Genomic DNA, 23,271 nt, shown 5'->3' with positions numbered 1-23,271 from the left:
GTGAGCGACCCCAGCCGCAGCGGTCCGGACTCCGCTTCGGGCGGCGACGACAGCCCCGACGCTGCCGGGCGGGGCCGGGGGCCGTCGATCGAGGACTCGTACCGCGAGATCCGCGACGCCGGCCGCGAAGGCCTGTCGGCGGCGATCGACACCGGCCGCGCCCTGCGCGGTCTGTTGATCGCCGACTTCGCCCTCGCCCGCAGCGCGCTCGGCCGCGCCCTGCTCTGGGTCAGCGTGGCGATCGTGTTCGGCGCCTCGTCCTGGCTGCTGTTGATGGCGGCGCTGATCGCGCTGCTGCAGGGCGTGCTGGGCTGGTCGTGGTTGGCCTCGATGTTGGCCGCGGCCGGTTTGAGCCTGGTGGTGACCGCAGTCGGGGTCTGGCAGGCGCTGCATTACTTCGAGTTCACCCGCCTGCACGCCACCCGGCGCCAATTGCGGCGCCTGGGGATGGGCGACCTCGACGACGAGGAACTGCAGGCGCATCTGGCCGCCGACGCCGGTCACGCGGCCAGCTATCACGGCAAGGACGACGGGAAGGCGCCATGAGCCGGTTCGAACGACTGCAACGACGCGTGCACAAACGCGAACACCTGCTCGAAGGCCGCTACGAGCAGGCGCTCGAACGCAAGGCCTTGCTCAAGGCGCGTTGGCACGAGGCCTGGACGCCCGGGCGGATCGTCGTCGCCGGCCTGGTCAGCGGCTTTTTGATGGGGCGCGCCGAGCCGGCCAAGATCGCGGCCAAGAGCAGCAACCTGATGCAGATCGTCACCATGCTGTCGGGCCTGTTCGCCGGCAGCAGCGCACAGAGCGCGGCCGACCAGGCAGCCAGGGCCGCCGGTGAGGCCGGGCATGCCGCCGGCCAGGCCGGACACGCCGCCGACAACGCCGAGGCCGTCGCCGAAGCCAGCGGCGCGGTCGCGCCCGGGCTGACGACAGTGGCGCCGCCGCGGACGACGGCGCACAGTGCGCGCAACGACCGCACCGAATCGATCGAGCCTTGAGCACCTCCGCACCGCAACCGCCTGCCGCGCCCATCGAGCCGGATTCGGCCGAACCTCCGCCGGGCGATAGCGCGCCCGAGCCCGAACCCGCCGCAGCGGCGACACCCGCCGCAGCGACGCGCCCGAAGGCGCCGGTGCCGCTGTACGTACTCGCCGTGCTCGCGGTCGGCTTCACCCTGTGGGCCGCCCAGGAACTGATCCTGCCGATCCTGTTGGCGGCCTTCTTCGCCCTGGTCGGCAACCCGATCCTGCGCCTGCTGCAGAAGCTCTATCTGCCGCGCGTGATCGGCGCGGTGGCGGTGATCGTCGGCGGACTGGCGATTTCCGGCGTGCTCGCCCTGCAACTGGTCGAGCCGGCCAGCGAGTGGGTGCGCCAGGTGCCGCGCGAGATGAAACAGCTGGCGCCGAAACTGCGCGAGATGACCAAGCCGATGCAGGAGGCCAATCGCGCCGCGCAGAACATCGCGCGCGCCGCCGGCGGCGAAAGCACCAGCAAGCCGGTGCAGGTGATCAAGACCGAACTCAACGATCCCTACCGCGCGCTCACCTCGACGCCGAAATACATCGCCCAGGTATTGGCGGTGGTGCTGCTGACCTTCTTCTTCATGGTTTATGGCGAGTCCCTGCAACGCAACGCGATCGCGCTGCTGCCGGGGCCGCAGCAGAAAAGACTGACCATCGACATCCTGCATTCGATCGAGCACGAGATCTCGCGCTACGTGCTCACCATCACCCTGATCAACAGCGGTCTCGGCCTGGCCCTGGCCGGCGCGCTGTACGCGCTCGGGGTGCCGCTGCAGGAGTCGCTGCTGTGGGGCACGATGGCGGCGATCCTCAACTTCGCCCCCTTCGTCGGCCCGCTGATCGGCATGCTGATCATGCTGATGACCGGCCTGGTGGCGTTCGACGAATTGCTGCCGTCACTCTTGCCGGCCGGCGTCTATCTGCTGCTGCACGCGATCGAGTCGCAGGCGGTCACCCCGATCGTGCTCGGCCGCAGCATGCGCCTGTCGCCGCTGGTGCTGATCCTGGCGCTGATGTTCTTCGGCTGGCTGTGGGGCATCATCGGCCTGCTGCTCGCCGTGCCGATGCTGGTCTGCGTGAAACTGGTGCTGGCGCGGATCGAAGGCATGGAAGGCTGGTCGAAGCTGCTGGAGTGACGCGACGGCGATCCGCGCGCCGCTCCGCCAGGGCCGGCCTTGGCGAACGTTCCTGAATACCGCAGCACGACGGCAGCCGCCCGTCCGCGGCCTCGTGCAGCACATTATCCCGCCCCGATCCGCCCGCCCCTGTCGGCGTTTCCTGCGCGGCATCGCCCAAACCCCGGACCGCGGCGCGCTAAAATGCCGCCATGAGCTTTCCCGTACGCGCCATCACCCTCGACCTCGACGACACCATCTGGCCGATCGCCCCGGTCATGATCCGGGCCGAAAGCGTCCTCGACGCCTGGCTGCGCCAGCACGCGCCGCGCGCCGCCGAGCGTTTCCCGATCGAAGCCATGCGCGAGCTGCGCGACCGCATCGCCGCCGAGCGCCCCGACTTGGCCCACGATTTCACCCAGCAGCGTCGCCTGACCCTGGAGCACATGCTGCGCGAGACCGGCGAGGACCTCGCCCTGGTCGCGCCGGCCTTCGACGTGTTCTTCGCCGCGCGCTGCGAGGTCGAGCACTACGCCGACAGCGAGGAAGCACTCGCGCGCCTGGCCGCGCGCGTGCCGCTGGCCGCGTTGAGCAACGGCAACGCCGACCTGGAACGCATCGGCCTGATGCCGCTGTTCCGCTTCCAGCTCGGCGCGCGCGAGCACGGCCGCGCCAAGCCCGACGCCAGCATCTTCCACGCCGCCTGCACCCGCCTCGAAGTCGAGCCGGCGCAGGTGCTGCATGTCGGCGACGACATCGAGATGGACATCGTCGGCGGCGCCCGCGCCGGCTTGCGCACCTGCTGGATCAACCGCGAAGGCCGGCAATGGCCGCACGCCGAACTGCGCCCCGATCTCGAATTCACCACCCTTGCCGCCCTGGCCGACTGGCTGGACACGGCGCATCGCACGGATACCGCTGCCGCATGACTTTGCCCCTGGGTTTCACCGACGACGCCAGCGACGCTCTGCCGCTGGTCCTGGTCAGCCGCGCCTCGCTCAAGACCTGGCGCGAAACGCTGGCCGATTCGGCCGTGGCCTGGCTCGACGCGCAAGGCTTCGACGGCACGCCCGGCAGCGCCGTGGTGGTTCCGGGCGGCGACGGCTGCATCGCCGCCGGCGTGCTCGGGGTCGGCGATCCGCTCGATCCGTATTCCTACGGCCACGCGCCATTCGCGCTGCCGGCACGCACCTGGCGCATCGAAGGCCAGCACGACGCCGCCACCCTGGACGCACTGCGCCTGGGTTGGGGCATCGGCAGCTATCGCTTCAGCCGCTACAAGGCGCCGCCGCGCGCGCCGGCGCAGCTGCTGGTCGACGCGCCCCCGGAAGGCGGCGACGAGGTCTTCGACCTGGTCGCCGCGAGCTGGCGCGTGCGCGACCTGATCAACACCCCGACCGAGCACATGGGCCCGGCCGAGCTGGAAGCGATCGCGCGCGAGATCGCCGCGCGCCACGGCGCCGACATCGAGGTCGTAACCGGCGACGAGCTGATCGCGCAGAACTTCCCGGCGATCCACGCGGTCGGCCGCGCCTCGCACCGCGCGCCGCGGCTGATCGCGCTGCGCTGGGGTAACCCGGCGCATCCGCACATCGCCCTGGTCGGCAAGGGCGTGTGCTTCGACACCGGCGGCCTCGACCTCAAGCCCGCCGAAGGCATGCGCTGGATGAAGAAGGACATGGGCGGCGCGGCGCACGCGATCGCCCTGGCCGAGTTGATCATGGCGCGCAAGCTGCCGCTGCGGATCACCCTGCTGGTGCCGGCGGTCGAGAACGCGGTCGGCCCGGACGCGTTCCGCCCCGGCGAAGTCATCGCTACGCGCCAGGGCGTCAGCGTCGAGATCGACAACACCGACGCCGAAGGCCGGGTGATTCTCTGCGACGCCCTCACCTATGCCGGCGAGCAAGCGCCGGAGCTGCTGCTGGATTTCGCCACCCTGACCGGCGCGGCGCGCATCGCGCTCGGCCCGGACCTGCCGGCGCTGTTCGCCAATCGCGACGAACTCGCGGCCGAATGGCTCGATGCCGGCATCCAGCAGCGCGACCCGCTGTGGCGCATGCCGTTGTGGCGCCCCTACCTGCGTTACTTGACCAGCCACATCGCCGACCTCGCCAACGGCGGCCCGTCGAAGATGGCCGGCTCGGTGACGGCCGCGTTGTACCTCGAGCGTTTCGTCCCGGCCGAGCTGCCGTGGGCGCATCTGGACGTTTACAGCTGGAACGACGCCGACCGCCCCGGTCGCCCGGCCGGCGGCGAGGCCCAGGGCCTGCGCGCGGCTTACGCCATGCTCAAGGCGCGCTCGGCGCGCTGACCGCCCGGCAATGCGGCGGGGGCGTCCCGCCGCATCCAGTTGCTTGGCCAGGGACCGCACACACACCGCAACCTCGCACGCAGCGCTCGTCCCGGCGCGAATCCGCAAGCCCTGCACAAAACGGATGGCGCCCGCGAATTGGCGCGGAAGTCGTGTATCGCCGCGCGCAAAGAGCGTGAAACCATGACGTTTGTCATGAAAAACCGCCGACACCGGCGCTGACAAAAACTGACTTTCTGCACGTTGGCGCGCAAGGGCTACCGCAGTCACACTAGCCAATATCTGGCGTCTTGGTTGTGACCATGAGTGCATCCGCTGATCTGCTGAAAGAGCTCCGCATCGACCGCAATCGTCCGCCCGAGCGCTCCGGCCCGGGTCGTGGCCTGTTCATCGGCATCGCCGTGCTGATTCTCGTCGTACTCGGCATCGCCGCCTGGGCGATGTTCGGCCGCAACGGCGGCCCCCGCGTGGAAACCGCCACGGTCACCGCGATCGGCGGCGGCAACGGCGCCGGCGCCTCGGTGCTCGATGCCTCCGGCTATGTGGTCGCGCGGCGCATGGCCACGGTCTCGGCCAAGATCACCGGCAAGGTCCGCGAGGTCATGATCGAGGAAGGCCAGCGCGTCGAGGAAGGCCAGATCATGGCGACGCTCGACCCGATCGACGCCAACGCCCAGCGCGAGCTCAGCGCCGCCCAGCTCGGCGCGGCGCAGAGCGAGACCGCGCGCGTGCAGGCGCAGCTCACCGAGGCCGAAGCCAACGCCAGGCGCCTGGCGACGCTCGCCGGCCAGCAGCTCGTGTCCAAGTCGCAATACGACCAGGCCGTGGCCACGCGCGATGCACTGCGTGCGCAACTGCTGACCGCGCAGCGCAACGTCAAGGTCTCCGGCGACGGCTTGCGCATCGCCGACATCGGCGTCGACAACACCATCGTGCGCGCGCCGTTCTCCGGCGTGGTCACCGCCAAGGCCGCCCAGCCCGGCGAAATCGTATCGCCGCTGTCGGCCGGCGGCGGCTTCACCCGCACCGGCATCGGCACCATCGTCGACATGGATTCGCTGGAGATCGAGGTCGACGTCGGCGAGGCCTTCATCGGCCGCGTGCAGCCCAAGATGCCGGTCGAGGCCGTGCTCAACGCCTACCCCGATTGGAAGATCCCGGCCGAGGTGATCGCGATCATCCCGACCGCCGACCGCGGCAAGGCCACGGTCAAGGTGCGTGTGGCGATCAAGAACCGCGACCCGCGCATCGTTCCGGACATGGGCGTGCGGGTGAGCTTCCTGGAGGCGGCCAAGCCGGCCCAGGCCGCCCAGCGCAAGCCCAGCGCGATGGTGCCGGCCGCGGCCATCGTCCAACGCGACGGCAAGGACAACGTGTTCGTCGTCGCCGACGGCAAGGTCGCGCAGACCGCGGTGACCCTGGGCCGCAAGCTCGGCGAAGACCAGGAAGTGACCCAGGGCCTGAGCGGCGGCGAGACCGTCGTGCTCGCCCCGCCGGATTCGCTCGCCGACGGCGGCCCGGTGCGTGTCGAAAACGACGCCCCCGGTTCGTCGGATAGCAAAGACTGAGCGAGCGCGAGCCGCTCGCCTGCCGAATCCGCCTGCCAAATCCGCGAGCGGCGCCGCCTCCGGCGCCCTCGCTCCTTCACCGATCCACGTTCGAGGAAGTCGAAGATGGACACCCTGGTTTCGATCAACAACCTCACCAAGACCTATCAGCGCGGCCCGGAAAAGGTCGAAGTGCTGCACGGCATCAACCTGGACATCGCCAAGGGCGATTTCGTCGCCCTGATGGGACCGTCGGGTTCGGGCAAGACCACCTTGCTCAATCTGATCGGCGGCCTCGACAACCCCAGCGGCGGCGAGATCTCGATCGAAGGCGAGCGCATCGACCGCATGAGCTCCGGCCAGCTGTCGCAGTGGCGCAGCCGCCACGTCGGCTTCGTGTTCCAGTTCTACAACCTGATGCCGGCCTTGAGCGCGCAGAAGAACGTCGAATTGCCGTTGCTGCTGACCCCGCTCAACGGCGCCCAGCGCAAGCGCAACGCCGAGATCGCCCTGACCCTGGTCGGCCTGGCCGACCGCGGCAAGCACCGCCCGAACGAACTGTCCGGCGGCCAGCAGCAGCGCGTGGCGATCGCACGCGCGATCGTCTCCGACCCGACCTTGCTGATCTGCGACGAACCGACCGGCGACCTCGACCGGCATGCGGCCGAGGAGATCCTCAATCTGCTGCAGCTGCTCAACCGCGAACACGGCAAGACCATCGTGATGGTGACCCACGATCCGAAGGCCGCCGAATACGCCACCCACACCCTGCATCTCGACAAGGGCACCCTGGTCGAGCAGCAGTCGCACGCGGCCTGAGCCGGGAGCGGCCCTCATGAAATATTTCCATCTGATCTGGGCGGAGCTGATGCGTCGCAAGACGCGCACGCTGCTGACCCTGCTGTCGATCATCGCCGCGTTCCTGCTGTTCGGCCTGCTCGACGGCGTGCGCGAGAGTTTCGAGCAGGCCGGCAACAGCGCCAACGGCGCCAAGCGCCTGCAGACCGGCTCGCGCCTGTCCTTCATCCAACCGCTGCCGATGTCGCTCAACGACCGCATCGGCCAAGTGCCGGGCGTCAGCCAGGTGTCGTACGCGAACTGGTTCGGCGGCGCCTACCAGGACCCGCACAACCAGATCTTCAGCTTCGCGGTGGCGCCGAACTACCTCGACCTGTATCCGGAAATCGCCGTCGACAAGGCGCAGCGCAAAGCCTTCGAGGCCACCCGCACCGGCGTGCTGGTCGGCGAAGGCCTGATGAAGCGCTTCAACTGGAAGGTCGGGCAAAAACTGCCGCTGCAATCGACCATCTTCCCGAACCGCGACGGCAGCAAGAACTGGATCTTCGACATCTCCGGGGTGATCTCGGCGACCGACAAGAAATCCGGGGCCTGGTTCGACCAGATGATCCTGCTGCACTGGAAGTACTTCGACGACTCCACGCCGTACAACACCGGCCAGGTCGGCTGGTACGTCACCGAGGTCAAGGACGTCAACCAGGCCGACCGCATCGCCAAGGCCATCGACGCGATCTCGGCCAACTCCGACCACGAGTCCAAGACCCAGACCGAAGCCGCAGCCTCGGCCAGTTGGATGAAGCAGATGGCCGACATCGGCCTGATCGTCGGTTCGATCATGGGCGCGGTGTTCTTCACCTTGGTTCTGCTGACCGGCAACACCATGGCCCAGGCGGTGCGCGAGCGCACCTCCGAGCTGGCGGTGTTGAAGACGATCGGCTTTTCCAGCCACAGCGTGCTGTGGCTGGTGTTGGCCGAATCGGTGCTGCTGATGTTGATCGGCGGCGTCGTCGGCGTGGCCATCGCCGGCGTGCTCGGCCCGATCGTCAGCACCGCCAGCGGCGGCGCGATCAGCGTGCCGCCGATCGGCCTCAACAGTTGGTCGCTGGGCCTTGGCCTGATGATCGCCATCGGCCTGCTGGTCGGCGCCTTGCCGGCGATCCGGGCGATGCGCCTGAACATCGTCGATGCATTGGCCGGACGCTGAGGAGAACGCAATGAAGAGACTCAAATCGTTCGCACGCGGCCTGGCCGTATTCGTGGCCCTAGTGGCCGGCCTCGTCGCCTGGTCGATGCTGCCGTGGCCGGCCCTGCTGGGCTTGGCCGCGCTGTTCGCGCTATGGATGTTCTTCACCCGCAGCGGCCGCCAGGCTGCCTCGGTGGCCGGCGTCGGCATCAGCACCCTGAGCCAGCGCCTGGGCTCGTCGTCGGTGGTCGTGATCGGCATCGCCGGCGTGGTCGCGGTGCTGGTGGCGATGCTGTCGATGGCCGAGGGCTATCAGCAGACGCTGCGCCGCACCGGCAGCGACGACAGCGTCATCGTCCTGCGCGGTGCGTCCGCGGCCGAGGTGATGTCCACCCTCAGCCTGGACAGCATCAACGTCATCGCGCAGGCGCCGGGCATCGCCCGCAGCGCCGACGGCCGCCCCTTGGCTTCGGCCGAGACGGTGGTCGCGGCGAACCTGCCGATCAAGGGCGGCGCGCCCGACGAGGACGGCAGCGTGCAGTTGCGCGGCGTCGGCGACCGCGCCTTCGACGTGCGCCCGCAGCTCAAGATCGTGGAAGGCCGCAAGTTCGAATCCGGCAAACGCGAAGTCGTGGTCGGCAGCGGCGCGGTACGCCAGTTCACCGGCATGCAGGTCGGCAAGCAGATCCGCCTCGGCAGCGAACTGTGGACCGTGGTCGGCGTGTTCCGTTCCGGCGATGCGATGGATTCGGAGCTGTGGGCCGATGCGGAGATGGTCGCCTCGACCTACCGTCGCGGCGCTTCGCGCAATTCGGTCATCGCCAAGCTCAGCGACGCCAAACAGTTCAAGAGCTTCAAGGCGGCCCTGGCCGGCGACCCGCGTCTGCAGGTCGACACCACGACCACCGCCGAATACTTCGCCAAGCAATCCGAAACCATGACCAAGGTGATCCGGGTGATCGGCATCGTGGTCGGTTCGATCATGGCGATCGGCGCGGTGTTCGGCGCGCTCAACACCATGTTCGCCACCGTGGCGACGAGGGCGCGCGAGATCGCGACCCTGCGCGCGATCGGCTTCCGCGGCGTGCCGGTGGTGGTGGCGGTGATGCTGGAAACGATGTTGCTGGCCTTGCTAGGCGGAGTGATCGGCGGCGCCTTGGCGTGGCTGATCTTCAACGGCTACACCGCCTCGACCATCGCCGGCGGCGTCGGCCAGCTGACCTTCGATTTCCGCGTCACCGGCGAACTGCTGTGGAGCGGCCTGAAGTGGGCGCTGGCGATCGGCTTCGTCGGCGGCCTGTTCCCGGCGTTGCGCGCCGCCAACCTGCCGGTGACTTCGGCCCTGCGCGCACTGTGAGGGATCGCACGGCGGGCCCGTCGGCGACGATGGGCCCGCCGCTTTTGCCGGATTGACCGGTGCGCTAGCGTAGGCGCCGGCGCATGGAAGCCGAGCCGTAATGAACGCAACGATCCGCCGACGTTTTTACCGTGTCCTCAGCATCGTGCTCGGCGCGATCGCCCTGCCGCTCGCCTTCAACGAGCAAGGCCTGTCGCCGCAGCACCCGCCCTGGCTCACTCTGGCGCTGTTGCTGGCATGCCTGGCCGGCCTCTGCGCCAGCGTCGTTGCGGTATATCGCATCGACCGTCGCGAAGACGATCACCTGCACCGTTCGACCCGCGAGGCACTGGGCACTGGTTCGGTGCGCGGTATCGCCCATCATCCACGCACGACCTTGTGGTGGCTGACCGGGGCGAGTGCGGCGACGGCTCTGCTCGCCTGGGTAGCCTGGGGCCCCGGCCATTACGGCGCATCGGCAATGCTCGGCGCGCTCGCGGCGCTGCTGGCGGGCAGCGCGTTCGTGCTGCGGCGTATCAACCGGGCCGAGCTCGAGTTGCGCATCGACGCCGCCGGCATCCATTGCCCCGATTTCGGCCTGATCGTCTGGCACGACGTAGTCGGATTGCGGCGCTATCGCGACGACCGGTTCGAGGTGCCGCGCGAAGGCCTGCAGGTCTGCCTGAGCGCGCCCGGCCGCTACCTCGCCCGGCTGCCGGCCTGGCAACAGGATCTGCTTTCCTTCGACGGCGCCTCGGCGCGGCGCTACGCACCGGTGCTGCTGTTTCTCGATCGCTATCGAATGCCGGTCGACACCGCCTATACGACGGCCTTGTCGCTGCGCCGGCGGGTGCCGGCGCCGTTCGTCGACGACTGGGAACCGCAGATGGACGATGCCGAGGTCGCCGAGTACCTGCTCGCGCGCGCTCCGGCCCTCGCATCGACGCACCAGGCGAATGCGCCTGCGTTTACGCCTGCGCTGATCGATGCCAACGGCGATGCGACGACCGCCGCGCCCGACTTCGCGCGACGTCTGCAGGCGCAGCAAGAGGCCGCCGCGCTCGCGACGGTTTCGCAGCGCCGCCAGCAGGTTCGCCAGCGCACGCGCCAACGGCGCTGGCATGAAGGCGCGCTCGGCCGCGGCCTGCTCGCAACCGCAATAGTGACGGCGTACGTACTGGCGAAGGCGTTCTCGGAGGGTTTGATCGGTTGAGAGCGGGCGCACGGCGGCGGCGCTGTCCGTGGGTTGCTCGCGACTCAGAAGCGAGGGAGGGCGATGTGTGCACTGTCGGCTTCGCAAGGCGCTGTCGCTGAAGAGACTGCCCGCATCCAGCGAACTGGGATCGCCTCGCACATCTCAAGCTGTTGCAGCGACCCCCACCCGCCGCGAGCGCAGCACGCCCTCGCCGGCGAAGATCATCAGACCGATCCAGATGATGACGAAGCCGATCGCGCGCTCGGCGTTGAACGGTTCGCGCAGGATCAGCACGCCGATCAGGAACTGCAGGGTCGGGGCGACGTACTGCAGCAGGCCGATCGCGGTCAGCGACACGCGCCGCACCGCATAGGCGAAGCCGATCAGCGGCAGCGCGGTCAGCGCACCGGCAATCACCAGCAGCAACGCGGTACCGAGCCCCCAGCCGCCGATGAAGCTGCCCTGCCCGTGGGTTTCGCCCCAGAACATCAAGGCCAGGGCCGGCACGAACAGATAGACGTTCTCGACACCGAGGCCGGTCACCGCCTCGACCGCGACCAGCTTGCGGATCAATCCGTACAGGGCGAACGACACCGCCAGGCCGATGGCGATCAGCGGCGGCCGGCCGTATTCGAAGGTCAGCCAGGCCACGCCGGCGAAGGCGAAAGCGATCGCGATCCACTGCGCCGTGCGCAGGCGCTCGCCGAGGAAGACCACGCCGAGCATCACGCTGACCAGCGGGCCGATGAAATATCCCAGGCTGGTCTCGATCACATGCCCGGCGTTGACCGCCCAGATGTAGAGGCCCCAGTTGAAGGCGATCAAGGCGCCGCTGACGCCGAGCATGGCGGCCTTGCGCGGCTGGCGCAGGACCTCGCGCAGCCAATGCCGGCCCAAGGTCCAGCCGAGCCAGGCGGCGACCAGCAGCGTGCTCCAGACGACGCGATGGGCGACGATCTGCAGCGACGGCACCGCCTTGAGCAAATGCCAATACAGCGGCATCAGGCCCCACAGGACGAACGAGGCGACCGCGATCCACAGTCCGCGGCGGTCGGTGGCAGCATTCATGCGCGTGTTTCCTTTTCGGCCGGTGCGCCGGGCTCGATCGCATCGATCGCGTCGATTCTGCTTTCCACGAGCTTGGGCACGGCCGGCTTGGCCGCGCGGGCGCGGGCCAGGGTGATGATGACGACGCCGACCAGGATCACCGCCATGGCGCCGAGGTCGTGCGAGGTGAAACGCTCGCCGGCGAGCAAGGCGCCGAACAGCACCGCGATCGGCGGGTTGACGTAGGCGTAGCTGGTCGCCAGCGCCGGGCGCACGTGGTGCAGCAGCCAGATGTAAGCGGTGAAACCGAAGATCGAACCGGCGACGACCAGGTACAGCATCGCGCCGGTGGCGGCCCAGGTCGGCATCGCGGTGATGCGCTCGCCGGTCACGACCGCGGCACCGAGCATCCAGATGCTGCCGGTCAGCATCTGCGCGCTCGCGGCCATGAACGGCGACGGCAGGTCCTGGTCGCGGCTCCAGATCGAACCCCAGGCCCAGGCGATCGGCGCGACGGTCAGGCACACCAAGCCGAGGATCGAGGCCGACAGCTTGCTGCCGGCGTTGAGCCAGATCACCCCGAGGAAACCGATCGCCAGGCCGATCCACTCGATCTTCGAGGGATGGCGCCCGCGCAACATGGCGAACACGCCGGCGAACAACGGCATCGAGGCGACCGCGATCGCGGCCAAGCCGGAATCGACCTCGGTCTCGGCCAGGTTCACCAAACCGTTGGACAACAGCACCATCCAGATCGACAGCAGCCATAGGGTGCGCCACTGCTTGCGGCTCGGCGGGGCGACGCCGCGCCAACGCAAGACCGCATACATGATCGCGCCGGCGAGGAACATGCGGCCGGCGCCGAGCAGGAACGGCGGATAGCTTTCGAGGGCGAAACGGATCGCCAGGTAGGTCGATCCCCACAGCACATAGACCGACCCCAAAGCGAAGGCGACCGCGAGGGCGCCAGGGGCCAGTCGTTCAGCGGTCGGTGAAACGGCGCTCATGACGCGGATTCCGGGGGAAGAGCAACAGCGGAGGGACGGACGACGCGGGTCGGCCGGTGGTGACGTGCATTCGGGTCGAAACGGCGAGGAGCGAAAACACCGGCGTCGCGATCTCGACGATCGCGCCGCCCTCGATCAGGGATGCGGCCCGTAACGCGACACCGCCGTCCTGCGGCTGCCTACGTCGCGGCGACGCGGATCGTCGAATACGTCGATCACCACGAAGCCGGCCTTGCGCATCATTCCGGCCGAACCTTGGTTTTCCTCGTGGCGCTCGACGTAGATCTCGATCAAACCCATTTGCAACAGGCGCGAGACCGCCGCCTTCAACAATCGAGTGCCGAGTCCTTGTCCGCGATGACCGCGGTGCACTACGACTTCGCCGACATGACCCTGCCATTCGATCTCGCGACCGGACGGCTGGTAGCGATGAAAGGCATCGCTCGGCTCAAATGTGACGACGGCCACGATTTCTCCGTCGTGCAAAGCGACGACCGCCTGCGTTCTTCCTCGCCGGATCGCCGACAGATGTGCGGCGAGCTCGACGTCGGGCAGGAAATTCCAGGGATTGGGGCCGTGTTCGCGGATCAGCGCGAGAATCTCGCCGACCTGCTCGGGCATAGCGGCTTGCATCACGTACCGGGACATCCCGGGGGCGTCCGTATCGAATAGGTCGGGGGAGCGATCCCGCACATAAAAATTCCTCATGCGACGGGATCGTGAATAGCGTATCGATGTCAGTCAAATTGCGGTTGAATATTTGCCCGCATCAACGCAAAAATCTTGCATGAGCACCCCACCCCTGGTTTTGGACGAGTTCGACCACAAGCTGCTCGAACTGCTGCAGCGCGACGCTTCGGCGACCCTGAGCGAGCTCGGCGACGCCATCGGGCTGTCGCCGAGCGCGGTACAGCGGCGCATGACCCGCTACCGCCAGGAAGGCCTGATGCGCCAGGTGGCGGTGCTGGATCCGCTGTCGCTCGGCAGCACCCTGGCCGCGGTCTGGGTCACGATGGAGCGCGAGTCGGCCGAACGCCATGCGGCCTTCCACGCCCGCGTGCGCGCCGCGCCCGAGGTCCAGCAGTGCTACACCCTGGCCGGCGAGTGGGATTACCTGGTGATCCTGGCCACGACCGGGGTCTCGCACTGCCGCCAGGTGGTCGACCGCCTGTTCCTCGACGAAGGCAACATCAAGCGCTACGACACCCACCTGGTGTTCGACGTGGTCAAGCACGGCCTGGAACTACCGACGCGCGATGCGCCGCGGGCCGCGCGCAAGCGGAGGGGCTGAGCCCAGCGGCGGCGCCGCTGGGCGGGAATCGGGAATGGGGAGTCGGGAATCGTAGAGGCACGAGCTCGGCAATCGCTTTTTACGATTCCCGACTCCCCATTCCCGATTCCCGCTTCTCAGGCCGCCCGCTCGCGCTGCAGCAGGCGCTCCTTGAGCGGCAGGCCCCAGCGGTAGCCGCCGAGCGAACCGTCGCCGCGCACCACGCGGTGGCAGGGCACGACCACGGCGACGCGGTTGTTGGCGCAAGCCTGCGCCACCGCGCGCGCGCCACGCGGCGCACCGACCTGTTCGGCGATCTGCGCATAGCTGCGGGTCTGCCCGGCCGGAATCTTCATCAGCGCGTCCCAGACCTTCTTCTGGAAGGCGGTGCCGATCAGGTCCAGCGGCACGGCATGGCCCTGCCCGCCCAGGGTATCGGCGACCGCGCGCAAACGCGGGGCCAGGAATTCGTCGCGGCCGGCATCGACGCGCTCCAGCAGCGCCTGCGGGAACTCGCTGCGCAACTTCGCTTCCAGCGCCTGCGGGTCGTCGCCGAGCTCGACCATGCAGATGCCGCGCGCGGTGGTGGCGACCAGGGCGGTGCCGATCGCGGTCGGCGCCAGGCTCCAGCGGATCTGCTCGCCGGCGCCGCCGGCGCGGTAACGCCCCGGGGTCATGCCGAGCTTGGCCGCACCGCTTTCGTAGACCCGCGACGGCGAGCCGTAGCCGGCGTCGTACAAGGCGGCGCTGACGTCGTGGCCTTCGCGCAACGCCGAACGCAGGCTACCGAGCTTGCGTTGCGCCAGGTACTCGGCCGGGCTCAGGCCGAAGCGCGCGCTGAAACGCCGCTGCAGGTGCGAGGGGCTGAGGCCAACGGTCTCGGCCAGTTCGGTCAGGGAAGGCTCGCCGCCATCGAGCAGCGCGCGGGCCTGTTCGAGCTTGTCGTTGTGGGGTTTGCTGTTCATAGCCGACAGACTAGGCCTCGTGCCGCGGCCTCGCTATCCGGATCTTGCGCGGCGCCGGGTCGGATTTTCGGCCGTGGTTCATCGGGGCGGAAGAAGCCGCCGATGACCGGGCCCGGCGCGGCGAGACAGTCGCTACGCGGTCGCGGCTCGTGAGCGAAGGACATCCCGCTGAGACGCCGCTCCTGCCCTTCAGCTTCGGGGGCTATCGCTTACCCGCGACACAAAGAAAAAGCGCGCCACACGGGCGCGCTTTTCGTTTCGCGATGCGGAACCCGGCTCAGTCGGCCCAGTGCCCCGGCATGGTCGCGGTCGGCAATACCTGCGCCGACAGCTGACGGTCGTTGTTGAGCAGGCGCACCGCGTCGGCGAGGATCGAAGCCGATTCGCGCAACAGCGGGTCCGGACGCTTTTCGGCCAGCTTCTCGCGCGCCGCATCCTTGGCGATATCGCGCTCGGCGGCGGCGAGGCCGTCGTCGTTGGCATCGTCGGCCAGCGGATCGAGCTCCAGGCCCAGTTGCTTGCGTTCGGCCTGGCGCTGCTTGCGCTTGGCATCGTCGCGGTCGCGCTCGGCGCGGCGCTCGGCCTCGTTGAGCGAGATCCACTTCTTGGCGCGCTCTTCGCGGAACTGGGCGACGTCCTGCGACCACCACTGGAACTCCTTGTCGCCGGCGATGCGGCTGCTGTGCAGCGTCTCCAGCTTGGGCAGCAGCGGTGCGAAGTTGCCGTAGCTGGTGTGCGGCACGGCGGCGATCTTGGTCCACGGCAGGGCGTTGTCGTAGGTGCTCTCGCCGTACTCGGTGGCGTCGACCGACACCGGGAACGCCAGGTCGGGCACCACGCCCTTGTTCTGGGTCGAGCCGCCGCTGACGCGGAAGAACTGGGCGATGGTCAGCTTGACCTGGCCGAAGCGCGGACCTTCGTTGGCCGGCCAGCGGTCGAGATCGACCAGGTTCTGCACCGTGCCCTTGCCGAAGGTGGTCTCGCCGATGACCAGGCCACGGCCGTAGTCCTGGATCGCGCCGGCGAAGATCTCCGAGGCCGAAGCCGAGCCGCGGTTGATCAACACCGCGAGCGGGCCTTCCCAGGCGATGCCGGTGTCGCTGTCGCCTTCGACGCTGACGCGGCCGCCGGATTCGCGCACCTGCACCACCGGGCCGCGGTCGATGAACAGACCGGTGAGTTCGATCGCTTCGTTGAGCGAACCGCCGCCGTTGTTGCGCAGGTCGAGGACCACGCCGTCGACCTTGTCGCCGCGCAGCTTGGTCAGCAGCTTGGCGACGTCGCGGGTGGCCGAGGCGTAGTCGTTGGCGTTCTTGCGGCGGCCTTCGAAGTCCTGGTAGAAGCCCGGCAGCTTGATCACGCCGATGCGCTTGGCCGGCGCGTCGCCGGCGGCGGGGATGTCGATGACCTCGGACTTGGCGGCCTGGTCTTCCAGGCGCACCTTGTCGCGCACCAGCACGATGCGGTTAGGCTTGCTGTCCAGGCCCGACTCGGCCGGCACCACGTCCAGGCGCACCTTGGTGCCCTTGGCGCCGCGGATCTTGGCGACCACATCGTCGATGCGCCAGCCGATCACGTCTTCCATCGCGCCGCTGTCGCCTTGGCCCACGCCGACGATGCGGTCGCCGGCCTTGAGCAGGTTGCTGCGCGCGGCCGGACCGCCCGGGATCACTTCGCGGATCGCGACCACGTCGTCCTGCTTCTGCAGTTGCGCGCCGATGCCGTCCAGCGACAACGACATGGTCATGTTGAAGTTGTCGGCCGACTTCGGCGTCAGGTAATCGGTATGCGGATCGATCGCGTTGGCGTAGCTGTTGACGAAGGTCTGGAAGACGTCTTCGCCCTTGAGCTCGGCGATGCCCTTGGCCATGTTGGCGTAGCGCTTGTCGAGGGTCTTGGCGATGTCCTCGGGCTTCTTGCCGGCCAGTTTCAGGCGCAGCCAGTCGTTGCGCACCGACTGCTTCCACAGCGCGTCGAGCGCGGCGGTGTCGGCGACCCAGGGCGCGTCCTTGCGGTCGTAGTCGTAGCGGTCGTTGCCGGTGAACTCGAAACCGGCGGGCTGCTTGAGCAGGCCGCGGGCGTAGGCGACGCGTTCGTCGACGCGCTGCTTGTAGGTGGCGAAGATCGCGTAGGCCGGCGACAGGTCGCCGCTCTTGATCGCGTCGTCGAGCTTGTTCTTGCTGGCGTCGAAGCGGGCGATGTCGACGGCGCTGAAGAACTGCTTGCCGCCGTCCAGCGATTCGAGATAGCGCTTGTACATGTCGGCCGACAGCGCGTCGTCGAGCGCGCGCGGCCGGTAGGCGTAGCGGCTGTCGGACAACAAACCGTAGACGAGTTTCGCCGCCGTGGTCTGGTCCGCGGTCGGCGCGCTCGGCAATGCCGTGGACGCCTTGGGAGCGCTGACTGCGTCGGGCCGCGCCAACAGCGCCAGCGGAGCGGTCAGCAGGAAGCCTGCTAGCAGGGTAACGGCACGCTTGTTCTTGAGGGTCATCGCGAAGTCTTCTCGGCCAAGAGGGCCGATGTCTAGGATGTAGCGGCTTTGGACAAGACCACAGTGCCGAAAGTTGCCGGCCCTGTCACGTCCGCAACGCGCGATTAGGCGTTACCGGCGTGAAAGCGGTTCAGTTTGAGCGTGATCGGCGTTAGCGAGTCGTTATCGCGGCCGGCAAACGCCTGTTTCGGCGTTCATGTCGGGCCGTCCCGGCCGTCGCGGCGGGACGAGACTGTGCCACTGGATCAGCGTTGCGCGAAGCAACGGCGCCGGTCGCTGCGACCGGATACCAGCCGCCGGCGAGGTCCGCCGGCCGGCTTTGCGCGGGCCGGCGTTCGAGGCGGCCCTGCGGCCGCCGCGCGGCTCGGGCGAGCCGCGAAGGCTTAGACCGCGGCGCGGTCGGTCCAGTCGTTCGAGGTCTCGGCGAAGCCGGCTTCGATCGCCTGGCGGTCGGCATGGTACGAGGAACGCACCAGCGGGCCCGAAGCGACGTGGGTGAAGCCCAGCGACAGACCGTAGACCTCGAGTTCCTTGAACTCTTCCGGGGTCCAGTAACGCAGCACCGGGTGGTGGTGCGCGGTCGGCTGCAGGTACTGGCCGATGGTGATCATGTCGACGTCGTGCGCGCGCAAGTCGCGCAGGGTCGCCTGCACCTGCTCCATGGTCTCGCCGAGGCCGAGCATGATCCCGGACTTGGTCGCGACCTGCGGATGCTGGGCCTTGAACTTCTGCAGCAGGGTCAGCGACCACTGGTAGTCGGCGCCGGGGCGGACGTTGGTATACAGGTCCGGCACCGTCTCGACGTTGTGGTTGAACACGTCCGGCGGATTGGTGTTGAGGATGTCCAGCGCGCGCTCCATGCGGCCCTTGCCGCGGAAGTCGGGCGTGAGGATCTCGATCTTGGTGCGCGGGCTCTCGCTGCGGACCGCGGCGATGCAGTCGACGAAATGCTGGGCGCCGCCGTCGCGCAGGTCGTCGCGGTCGACGCTGGTGATGACCACGTACTTCAGGCCCATGTCGGCGACGGTGCGCGCCAGGTTGGCCGGCTCGCTCGCATCCGGCGGCTTGGGCCGGCCGTGGGCGACGTCGCAGAACGAGCAGCGGCGCGTGCAGACCTCGCCGAGGATCATGAAGGTCGCGGTGCCGTGGCTGAAGCACTCGTGGATGTTCGGGCAGCTGGCTTCTTCGCACACGGTGACCAGGCGGTTCTCGCGCAGCTTCGCCTTGAGCTGGGCGACCGAATTGCCCGAGGGGATGCGCACCCGGATCCACGAAGGCTTGCGCAGCGCCGGCACGTCGGCGAACTGCACCGGCGAGCGGCTGATCTTGTCGCTGCCGATCTGCTTGGCGCCGGGCGTCATGGTGGTCGACTCCAGCACCGCCGGCACGAGCGCCTCGGGCGCGCCGCCGCTGACGACGGTGAGCGGGATGGACTTGGAGACGGGGTTGGTCATGACGTTGCTTCGACTCTTGGCGGTTGAATCCCTCGCCCGCGAGCGGGAGAAGGCTGGGGCGAGGGCATGGCTACCGCGAGTCGCGGCGGCTGGCGGATAGGCGCGCCCTCATCCGCCCTGCGGAAATCAAAAGCTCAACGGCGCCGCATCCTCGACCGTCAGTCCGAACTGGCGCGCAAGCTGCGCGACCAGCACCGGCTTGACCTGATCCAGGCCCGAGGGGCCGCCCAAGTCTACCACCGAGGTCACCTGCAACCCCTGGTAACCACAGGGATTGATACGCCGATACGGCTCCAGGTCCATGGCGATATTGAAGGCCAGGCCGTGGAAGGTGCAGCCGCGGCGGACCCGGATGCCCAGGGCCATGACCTTGGCCCCGGCCACGTAGACGCCGGGGGCGCCGTCGCGGCGGGCGCCCTCGATGTTCCACTCGGCCAGGGTGTCGATCACCGCCTGCTCGATGCGGTCGACGTACTCGCGTACGCCCACCTTGAGGCGGCGCAGGTCCAACAGCGGGTACAGCACGATCTGGCCGGGGCCGTGATAGGTCACCTGGCCGCCGCGATCGACGTGGATCACCGGGATATCGCCCGGCATCAGCACGTGTTCGTCCTTGCCGGCCTGGCCGAGGGTGAACACCGGGTCGTGCTCGACCAGCCACAGCTCGTCGGGCGTGTCGGCGTCGCGGGCGTCGGTGAAGGCTTGCATCGCGCGCCAGACCGGTTCGTAGGGCTGGCGGCCGAGGTCGCGCAACTGCGCGCGCGGCGGCGCGTTGACGCCGCCGAGCACGGCGGCGACGGCGTCGATTACAGCGTCCACTTCACTTCCGGATGCTCGCGCAGGACCTGGTGGGCCAGGTCGTACTGCTCGCGGTTCTCGGCGCGGAAGCTCAACCGTACCGACACGTATTTGCCGGTCGAGGAATGCTTCCACTGGATGGTTTCGGTTTCCACGCTGATCCCGGCCTGGAACAACAGCTGCGGCAGTTCGCGCTCCAGGCCGGCGTCGGCCGCTCCCATCGCGCTGAGCTCGAACGAGCCGGGGAACTGGAAGCCGTGGTCGGGGTTATCGGAATGAATGTCCATGAGCGCCATTATGGGTCCGCTGGCGGGGCAACCCAAGCGCAGGGATGGGACGGCGGCGTGCCGGGGGTGGAACGGACCGAGACGGCACGCAACCCTGTCCAAGTCGCAGCGGCGCGCACCATGACGACGGGCACCGCCGATGTCCCGTAAAGCGTGGTTTCCGTACCTGAACTCGTGCGACGCGGCAAGCGAAAGGCACACGGTCGCGGCTTGCGCCGCTCCTACCCTCGTACGAACGTGGCTTCGTGATGAAACATTGCGCCGTATCGATTCGGGGTTGGAGCGGCGCAAGCCGCGACTACGTCGATCCGCATTCCAGCGCTTCCGCCTAGACTCTTCGTGCCATTGAAATCTGAATCCGGCACTGTTTGCGCCTCGCGTATTCAGTGGCAAAGCTGGCCGCGCGCGCGCAACACTGCCGTTCTCAACGAATGAGTCGAACAGGCGGTAATTTACCCACGGACCAGCGCCCGCTCACAAGGAACGACCATGCCCGCCAGCCAATCCGTCGCCCTGCCCTTGCGGGGCCAGTTCCGCAGTCTTTACACCTCGCTCAAGCGCGCTCGTCTGTTGGAACGCACGCCGGTGATCTTCTGTGAAGGCGATTCGTGGTTCTCCACGCCGCTGGCGATGAACCTGCTCGACTGGATCGTCTCGCCGGCCCCGGAGGACGAGGAGCGCGGCATACCGCTGTTCGGCCAGGGCGGCCTGTTCTTCCGCGCCGAGCACAGCGGCGACCACGCCTCGCGCAACGAGGACCATCCCAAGCGCTCGATGTTCGTGCCCGAGAACATCGAGGACATCATCGGCTGGTACGGCAGGTTCGAGTTCGACCTGATCCTGCTCAGCGCAGGCGGCAACGACTTCGTCGACCAGTTCCTCAAGCGCACTTTCGCCGGCCAACAGAATCTCTCCGCCGAAGCCGCGTTCCAGCGCGTGCTCGACACCGGCAAATACGAAAAGGTCCGCCAGGCCTATGCGCTGTTCGTGCAGGCGGCGCTGGCGGCCCGGCCGAATGCGCCGATCCTCGCCCATAGCTACGACTATCCGCAGCTGGTCGGGCGGCCCGGTGCGCTGACGCCGGGCAATATCGGCGTCGCCGCGCTGCTCAAGAAGAGCGTCGGGCCCTGGATCGGGCCGCACATCAACGCCATCGTCCATGCCGACCCGGCCAAGACCCCGGACGAGCGCCGACGCTTCGGGCGCATGCTCATCGACGGCTTCGAGAAGCACGTGCTGCGCGAGCTCAAGCACGATGCGCGCTTCGCCGGGCGCTTCGATTACGTCGACCTGCGCGGCACGCTGTCCGCCGAAAGCCAGTGGTTCGACGAAATGCATCCCAGCGAAGCCGGCTTCCACGCCTTGGCGACGAAGTTCCGCAGCGCGATCATCGCCAAGCTGCCGCTCGCCAAGCGATAGCCTTCGATCCTGCGACGCCGCCTCCGTGCGCGCCCGGCGCGCGCCGACGCCTGACCTCGAGCCGGCGCGTGCCGCGACCCCGCGGCCCCGCCCGTCTTCACAAATCCCCCTGCGAAACGCTTAACACGGTGCCGCACCGGCATGGGCCGGTGCACGCGATCCCGTGTGGCGAGGGCCGGACGACTCGCCTCGACGTCACCCGCTATGTTCGCAGGAAGATTGCTCATGAAGAACGTGTTCTTTGGCCTCGGTCTCGAGTACGAAAAAGGCATCCATGCCCGTGTCGCCTTGGGCCGCGACGGTCGCATCATCGAAGTCCACGAATCGGCCGACGCCAGCGGCCTGAACTATTGCAGCGGCCGGCTCAGGCAGATGGCGATCGAATGGGACGACAGCGTGGCGTTCGGCGAAGGCGCCGAGCCGGGCATCGCCATCGAGGGCCGGGTTATGGTCGAGGTGCATCGCGCGGCCGGCGGATCGGACCTGTATTGCCGCATCGGCGTATGGGACGAGGACGGCATCGTCTTCGGCGAGAGCGTCAAATACGCCAGCGGCGAAGCCCCCTGCGTGGCGATGAACCGGCAGGCCATCGTCGAGGTTCACGAATCGTCCTGGAACGCCAAGATCTGGTGCAACCTGGGCCGGCTGGACGAGGACACCGACTCGATCGTCTGGCAGGGCAATACCTATCTGGATGCCGGCATCCAGCCCGGCATCGCGATCAACGCCCAGAACGACGTGGTGATGGTGCGCGGCAACACCTCGGACTCCGATCTGCACTACCGCGTCGGCAAACTCGGCCTCAACGGAATCAGCTGGGGGCCACCGACTCTCTATGGCGCCGGCAGCCACGCCTCGGTCGCGCTGACCCCGGAAGGCGAGGTCATCGTCGTCTACGAAAACACCGACCAGAAGACCGTGCTGCAGCGGTTCGGCAGGATCCGCGGCAAGAGCATCGACTGGGCCGGCGAAGCGGTGTACTTCGACGACGGCGCCCGGCCCAGCGTCGCCTGCAACGGCGGCATGGCGATCCAGGTGCACCAATCGGAAAACTTCAATGCGTTGTGGGCGTCGACCTCGCGCGTCGCCGACCGCTCGCGCTGGATGCAGGACAATCTGCGCGTGCTCGGCGATCTCACCCTGCCGTGGCTGACCACCGGCGCCTCGCACGACGCCGGCATGTACCAGCACGGCCTGCTGATGTCGCTCGGCAAGACCCAGAACCTCGATCTGTACCAACAGCTCAGCAACGGCATCCGCTACTTCGACCTGCGGCCCAAGTGGGACGGCAGCGCACTCTACGTCAGCCACGGACCGATCACCGGGCCGGCCTTGGCGGAAATCGTCGACGACGTCAGGCGCTTCATGAACGAAGGCAACCGCGAGCTGGTCATCCTGAAGTTCTCGCACTACGCCAAGTTCACCGACGGGATCTACGAGCAACTCGTCGAGATGCTGCAGGACAAGCTCGGCCGCTGGCTGTTCCAGAACCTCCCGCAGGGCGCACGCCTGTCGGATATCCCGCTGGGCGAGTACCTGCGCCAGTCCGGCGTGGTCCTGGTCGTCTGCGACGAGGACTATCCCGTCGACATTCCCGCCGCCGGTATCTGGGTGTATCGCGATTCCGACTCGCCCACGGCCGAGCTCGGCGATCTGCGCATGTACGACAAGTACTCGAACACGACCAGCTACGACACCATGAGCACCGACCAGATCGCCAAGTTCCAGGCCTACGACGGCACCTGCGTCGACCGCCCCGAACTGCCCTGCGATCAGTTCCTGTTGTCGTGGACGCTGACGCCGCCGACCGGCGTGTGGCTGCTGTCGAAGGAGGCCAACCGCAACCTGGGCGCGGCGATGGCCGCCCTGCCCCGCGAGAACGCCAGCGGCCGCGTGATCAATCAGCTCTACGTCGATTACGCCGAGTATTCGCGCGCCACCGACGTGGCGATGTCGATGAACAGGATCCCGTGATCGGCGCAACCGCGCGTCGCAGCACCAGGCCCCAAACGCGACGAGCCGG

At 68.1% G+C, this 23,271-nt stretch carries 21 protein-coding genes; 13 read left to right on the top strand and 8 right to left on the bottom strand.

The window, feature by feature from the left end:
• The 10 genes from LC490_RS22965 (at position 1) to LC490_RS22920 (ending at position 10,528) form a co-directional block, all read left to right on the top strand.
• Positions 1 to 546 (top strand): phage holin family protein, encoded by a 546-nt coding sequence (locus LC490_RS22965; protein ID WP_223621733.1) that lies wholly within the window; start codon positions 1 to 3, stop codon positions 544 to 546.
• Positions 543 to 1,001: a hypothetical protein gene (locus LC490_RS22960; RefSeq protein WP_051884957.1), complete on the top strand. Its 459-nt coding sequence runs from the start codon at positions 543 to 545 to the stop codon at positions 999 to 1,001. The genes LC490_RS22965 and LC490_RS22960 overlap by 4 nt, the downstream gene beginning before the upstream one ends.
• A gap of 134 nt (positions 1,002 to 1,135) precedes the next feature.
• The gene (locus tag LC490_RS22955; protein WP_223621788.1) at positions 1,136 to 2,161 is read left to right on the top strand and encodes an AI-2E family transporter; all 1,026 of its coding nucleotides are present in this window, start codon (positions 1,136 to 1,138) and stop codon (positions 2,159 to 2,161) included.
• Between the two features lie 191 nt (positions 2,162 to 2,352).
• Entirely contained in the window at positions 2,353 to 3,069 is a 717-nt protein-coding gene (locus LC490_RS22950) for an HAD-IA family hydrolase (protein WP_223621732.1), read from the top strand.
• On the top strand, positions 3,066 to 4,451 hold the full coding sequence (locus LC490_RS22945; protein ID WP_223621731.1) for a leucyl aminopeptidase family protein: 1,386 nt from the start codon (positions 3,066 to 3,068) through the stop codon (positions 4,449 to 4,451). Before LC490_RS22950 ends, LC490_RS22945 begins: the two co-directional genes overlap by 4 nt.
• Positions 4,452 to 4,753: 302 nt before the next feature.
• A complete protein-coding gene (locus LC490_RS22940; RefSeq protein WP_223621730.1) occupies positions 4,754 to 6,019 on the top strand; it encodes an efflux RND transporter periplasmic adaptor subunit in 1,266 nt (421 codons plus the stop codon).
• 105 nt (positions 6,020 to 6,124) lie between these two features.
• Positions 6,125 to 6,817, top strand: a complete 693-nt coding sequence (locus LC490_RS22935; protein ID WP_031372051.1) for an ABC transporter ATP-binding protein — start codon at positions 6,125 to 6,127, stop codon at positions 6,815 to 6,817.
• A gap of 16 nt (positions 6,818 to 6,833) precedes the next feature.
• Entirely contained in the window at positions 6,834 to 8,000 is a 1,167-nt protein-coding gene (locus LC490_RS22930; RefSeq protein ID WP_223621729.1) for an FtsX-like permease family protein, read from the top strand.
• Positions 8,001 to 8,010: 10 nt separating this feature from the next.
• Positions 8,011 to 9,336 (top strand): ABC transporter permease, encoded by a 1,326-nt coding sequence (locus LC490_RS22925; RefSeq protein WP_223621728.1) that lies wholly within the window; start codon positions 8,011 to 8,013, stop codon positions 9,334 to 9,336.
• 100 nt (positions 9,337 to 9,436) lie between these two features.
• A complete protein-coding gene (locus LC490_RS22920; RefSeq protein ID WP_223621727.1) occupies positions 9,437 to 10,528 on the top strand; it encodes a hypothetical protein in 1,092 nt (363 codons plus the stop codon).
• A gap of 144 nt (positions 10,529 to 10,672) precedes the next feature.
• On the opposite strand, the gene rarD is transcribed toward LC490_RS22920, so the two are convergent.
• The 3 genes from rarD to LC490_RS22905 all read right to left on the bottom strand — a co-directional run bounded on the left by rarD (position 10,673) and on the right by LC490_RS22905 (position 13,212).
• Entirely contained in the window at positions 10,673 to 11,578 is a 906-nt protein-coding gene (gene rarD / locus LC490_RS22915; RefSeq protein ID WP_223621726.1) for an EamA family transporter RarD, read from the bottom strand.
• Complete coding sequence (gene yedA / locus LC490_RS22910; protein WP_081930869.1) at positions 11,575 to 12,564, bottom strand: drug/metabolite exporter YedA; 990 nt, start codon at positions 12,562 to 12,564, stop codon at positions 11,575 to 11,577. The genes rarD and yedA overlap by 4 nt, the downstream gene beginning before the upstream one ends.
• A 135-nt stretch (positions 12,565 to 12,699) precedes the next feature.
• Entirely contained in the window at positions 12,700 to 13,212 is a 513-nt protein-coding gene (locus tag LC490_RS22905; RefSeq protein WP_031372057.1) for a GNAT family N-acetyltransferase, read from the bottom strand.
• A 139-nt stretch (positions 13,213 to 13,351) separates the two neighbouring features.
• Here LC490_RS22905 and LC490_RS22900 point away from each other — a divergent pair, with 139 nt between their 5' ends.
• Positions 13,352 to 13,855, top strand: a complete 504-nt coding sequence (locus LC490_RS22900; protein WP_051884961.1) for an Lrp/AsnC family transcriptional regulator — start codon at positions 13,352 to 13,354, stop codon at positions 13,853 to 13,855.
• A gap of 116 nt (positions 13,856 to 13,971) precedes the next feature.
• Here LC490_RS22900 and LC490_RS22895 read toward each other — a convergent pair whose 3' ends face one another.
• The 5 genes from LC490_RS22895 to LC490_RS22875 all read right to left on the bottom strand — a co-directional run bounded on the left by LC490_RS22895 (position 13,972) and on the right by LC490_RS22875 (position 19,829).
• Complete coding sequence (locus LC490_RS22895) at positions 13,972 to 14,799, bottom strand: methylated-DNA--[protein]-cysteine S-methyltransferase (protein WP_036148599.1); 828 nt, start codon at positions 14,797 to 14,799, stop codon at positions 13,972 to 13,974.
• Between the two features lie 277 nt (positions 14,800 to 15,076).
• Positions 15,077 to 17,290: a carboxy terminal-processing peptidase gene (locus LC490_RS22890; protein WP_036148601.1), complete on the bottom strand. Its 2,214-nt coding sequence runs from the start codon at positions 17,288 to 17,290 to the stop codon at positions 15,077 to 15,079.
• Between the two features lie 383 nt (positions 17,291 to 17,673).
• Positions 17,674 to 18,744 (bottom strand): lipoyl synthase, encoded by a 1,071-nt coding sequence (gene lipA, locus LC490_RS22885; RefSeq protein WP_057916705.1) that lies wholly within the window; start codon positions 18,742 to 18,744, stop codon positions 17,674 to 17,676.
• A 126-nt stretch (positions 18,745 to 18,870) separates the two neighbouring features.
• Positions 18,871 to 19,551: a lipoyl(octanoyl) transferase LipB gene (gene lipB, locus LC490_RS22880; protein ID WP_223621787.1), complete on the bottom strand. Its 681-nt coding sequence runs from the start codon at positions 19,549 to 19,551 to the stop codon at positions 18,871 to 18,873.
• A complete protein-coding gene (locus tag LC490_RS22875) occupies positions 19,551 to 19,829 on the bottom strand; it encodes a DUF493 family protein (protein WP_031372063.1) in 279 nt (92 codons plus the stop codon). Before LC490_RS22875 ends, lipB begins: the two co-directional genes overlap by 1 nt.
• A gap of 489 nt (positions 19,830 to 20,318) precedes the next feature.
• Between LC490_RS22875 and LC490_RS22870 the strand changes: the two genes are divergently transcribed.
• Both LC490_RS22870 and LC490_RS22865 read left to right on the top strand, forming a co-directional pair.
• Positions 20,319 to 21,248 carry a hypothetical protein gene (locus tag LC490_RS22870; protein ID WP_223621725.1) on the top strand — a complete coding sequence of 310 codons (930 nt, stop codon included), beginning with the start codon at positions 20,319 to 20,321 and terminating at the stop codon, positions 21,246 to 21,248.
• A 225-nt stretch (positions 21,249 to 21,473) separates the two neighbouring features.
• The gene (locus LC490_RS22865) at positions 21,474 to 23,222 is read left to right on the top strand and encodes a hypothetical protein (RefSeq protein ID WP_223621724.1); all 1,749 of its coding nucleotides are present in this window, start codon (positions 21,474 to 21,476) and stop codon (positions 23,220 to 23,222) included.
• Positions 23,223 to 23,271 lie beyond the last annotated feature (49 nt).

This window comes from Lysobacter sp. ESA13C (genome assembly GCF_019970005.1).
In the GTDB taxonomy this organism is placed as follows: domain Bacteria; phylum Pseudomonadota; class Gammaproteobacteria; order Xanthomonadales; family Xanthomonadaceae; genus Lysobacter; species Lysobacter antibioticus_B.
The sequence above is the reverse complement of the archived record's forward strand: the minus strand, read 5'-3'. Positions and strand labels throughout refer to the sequence as shown.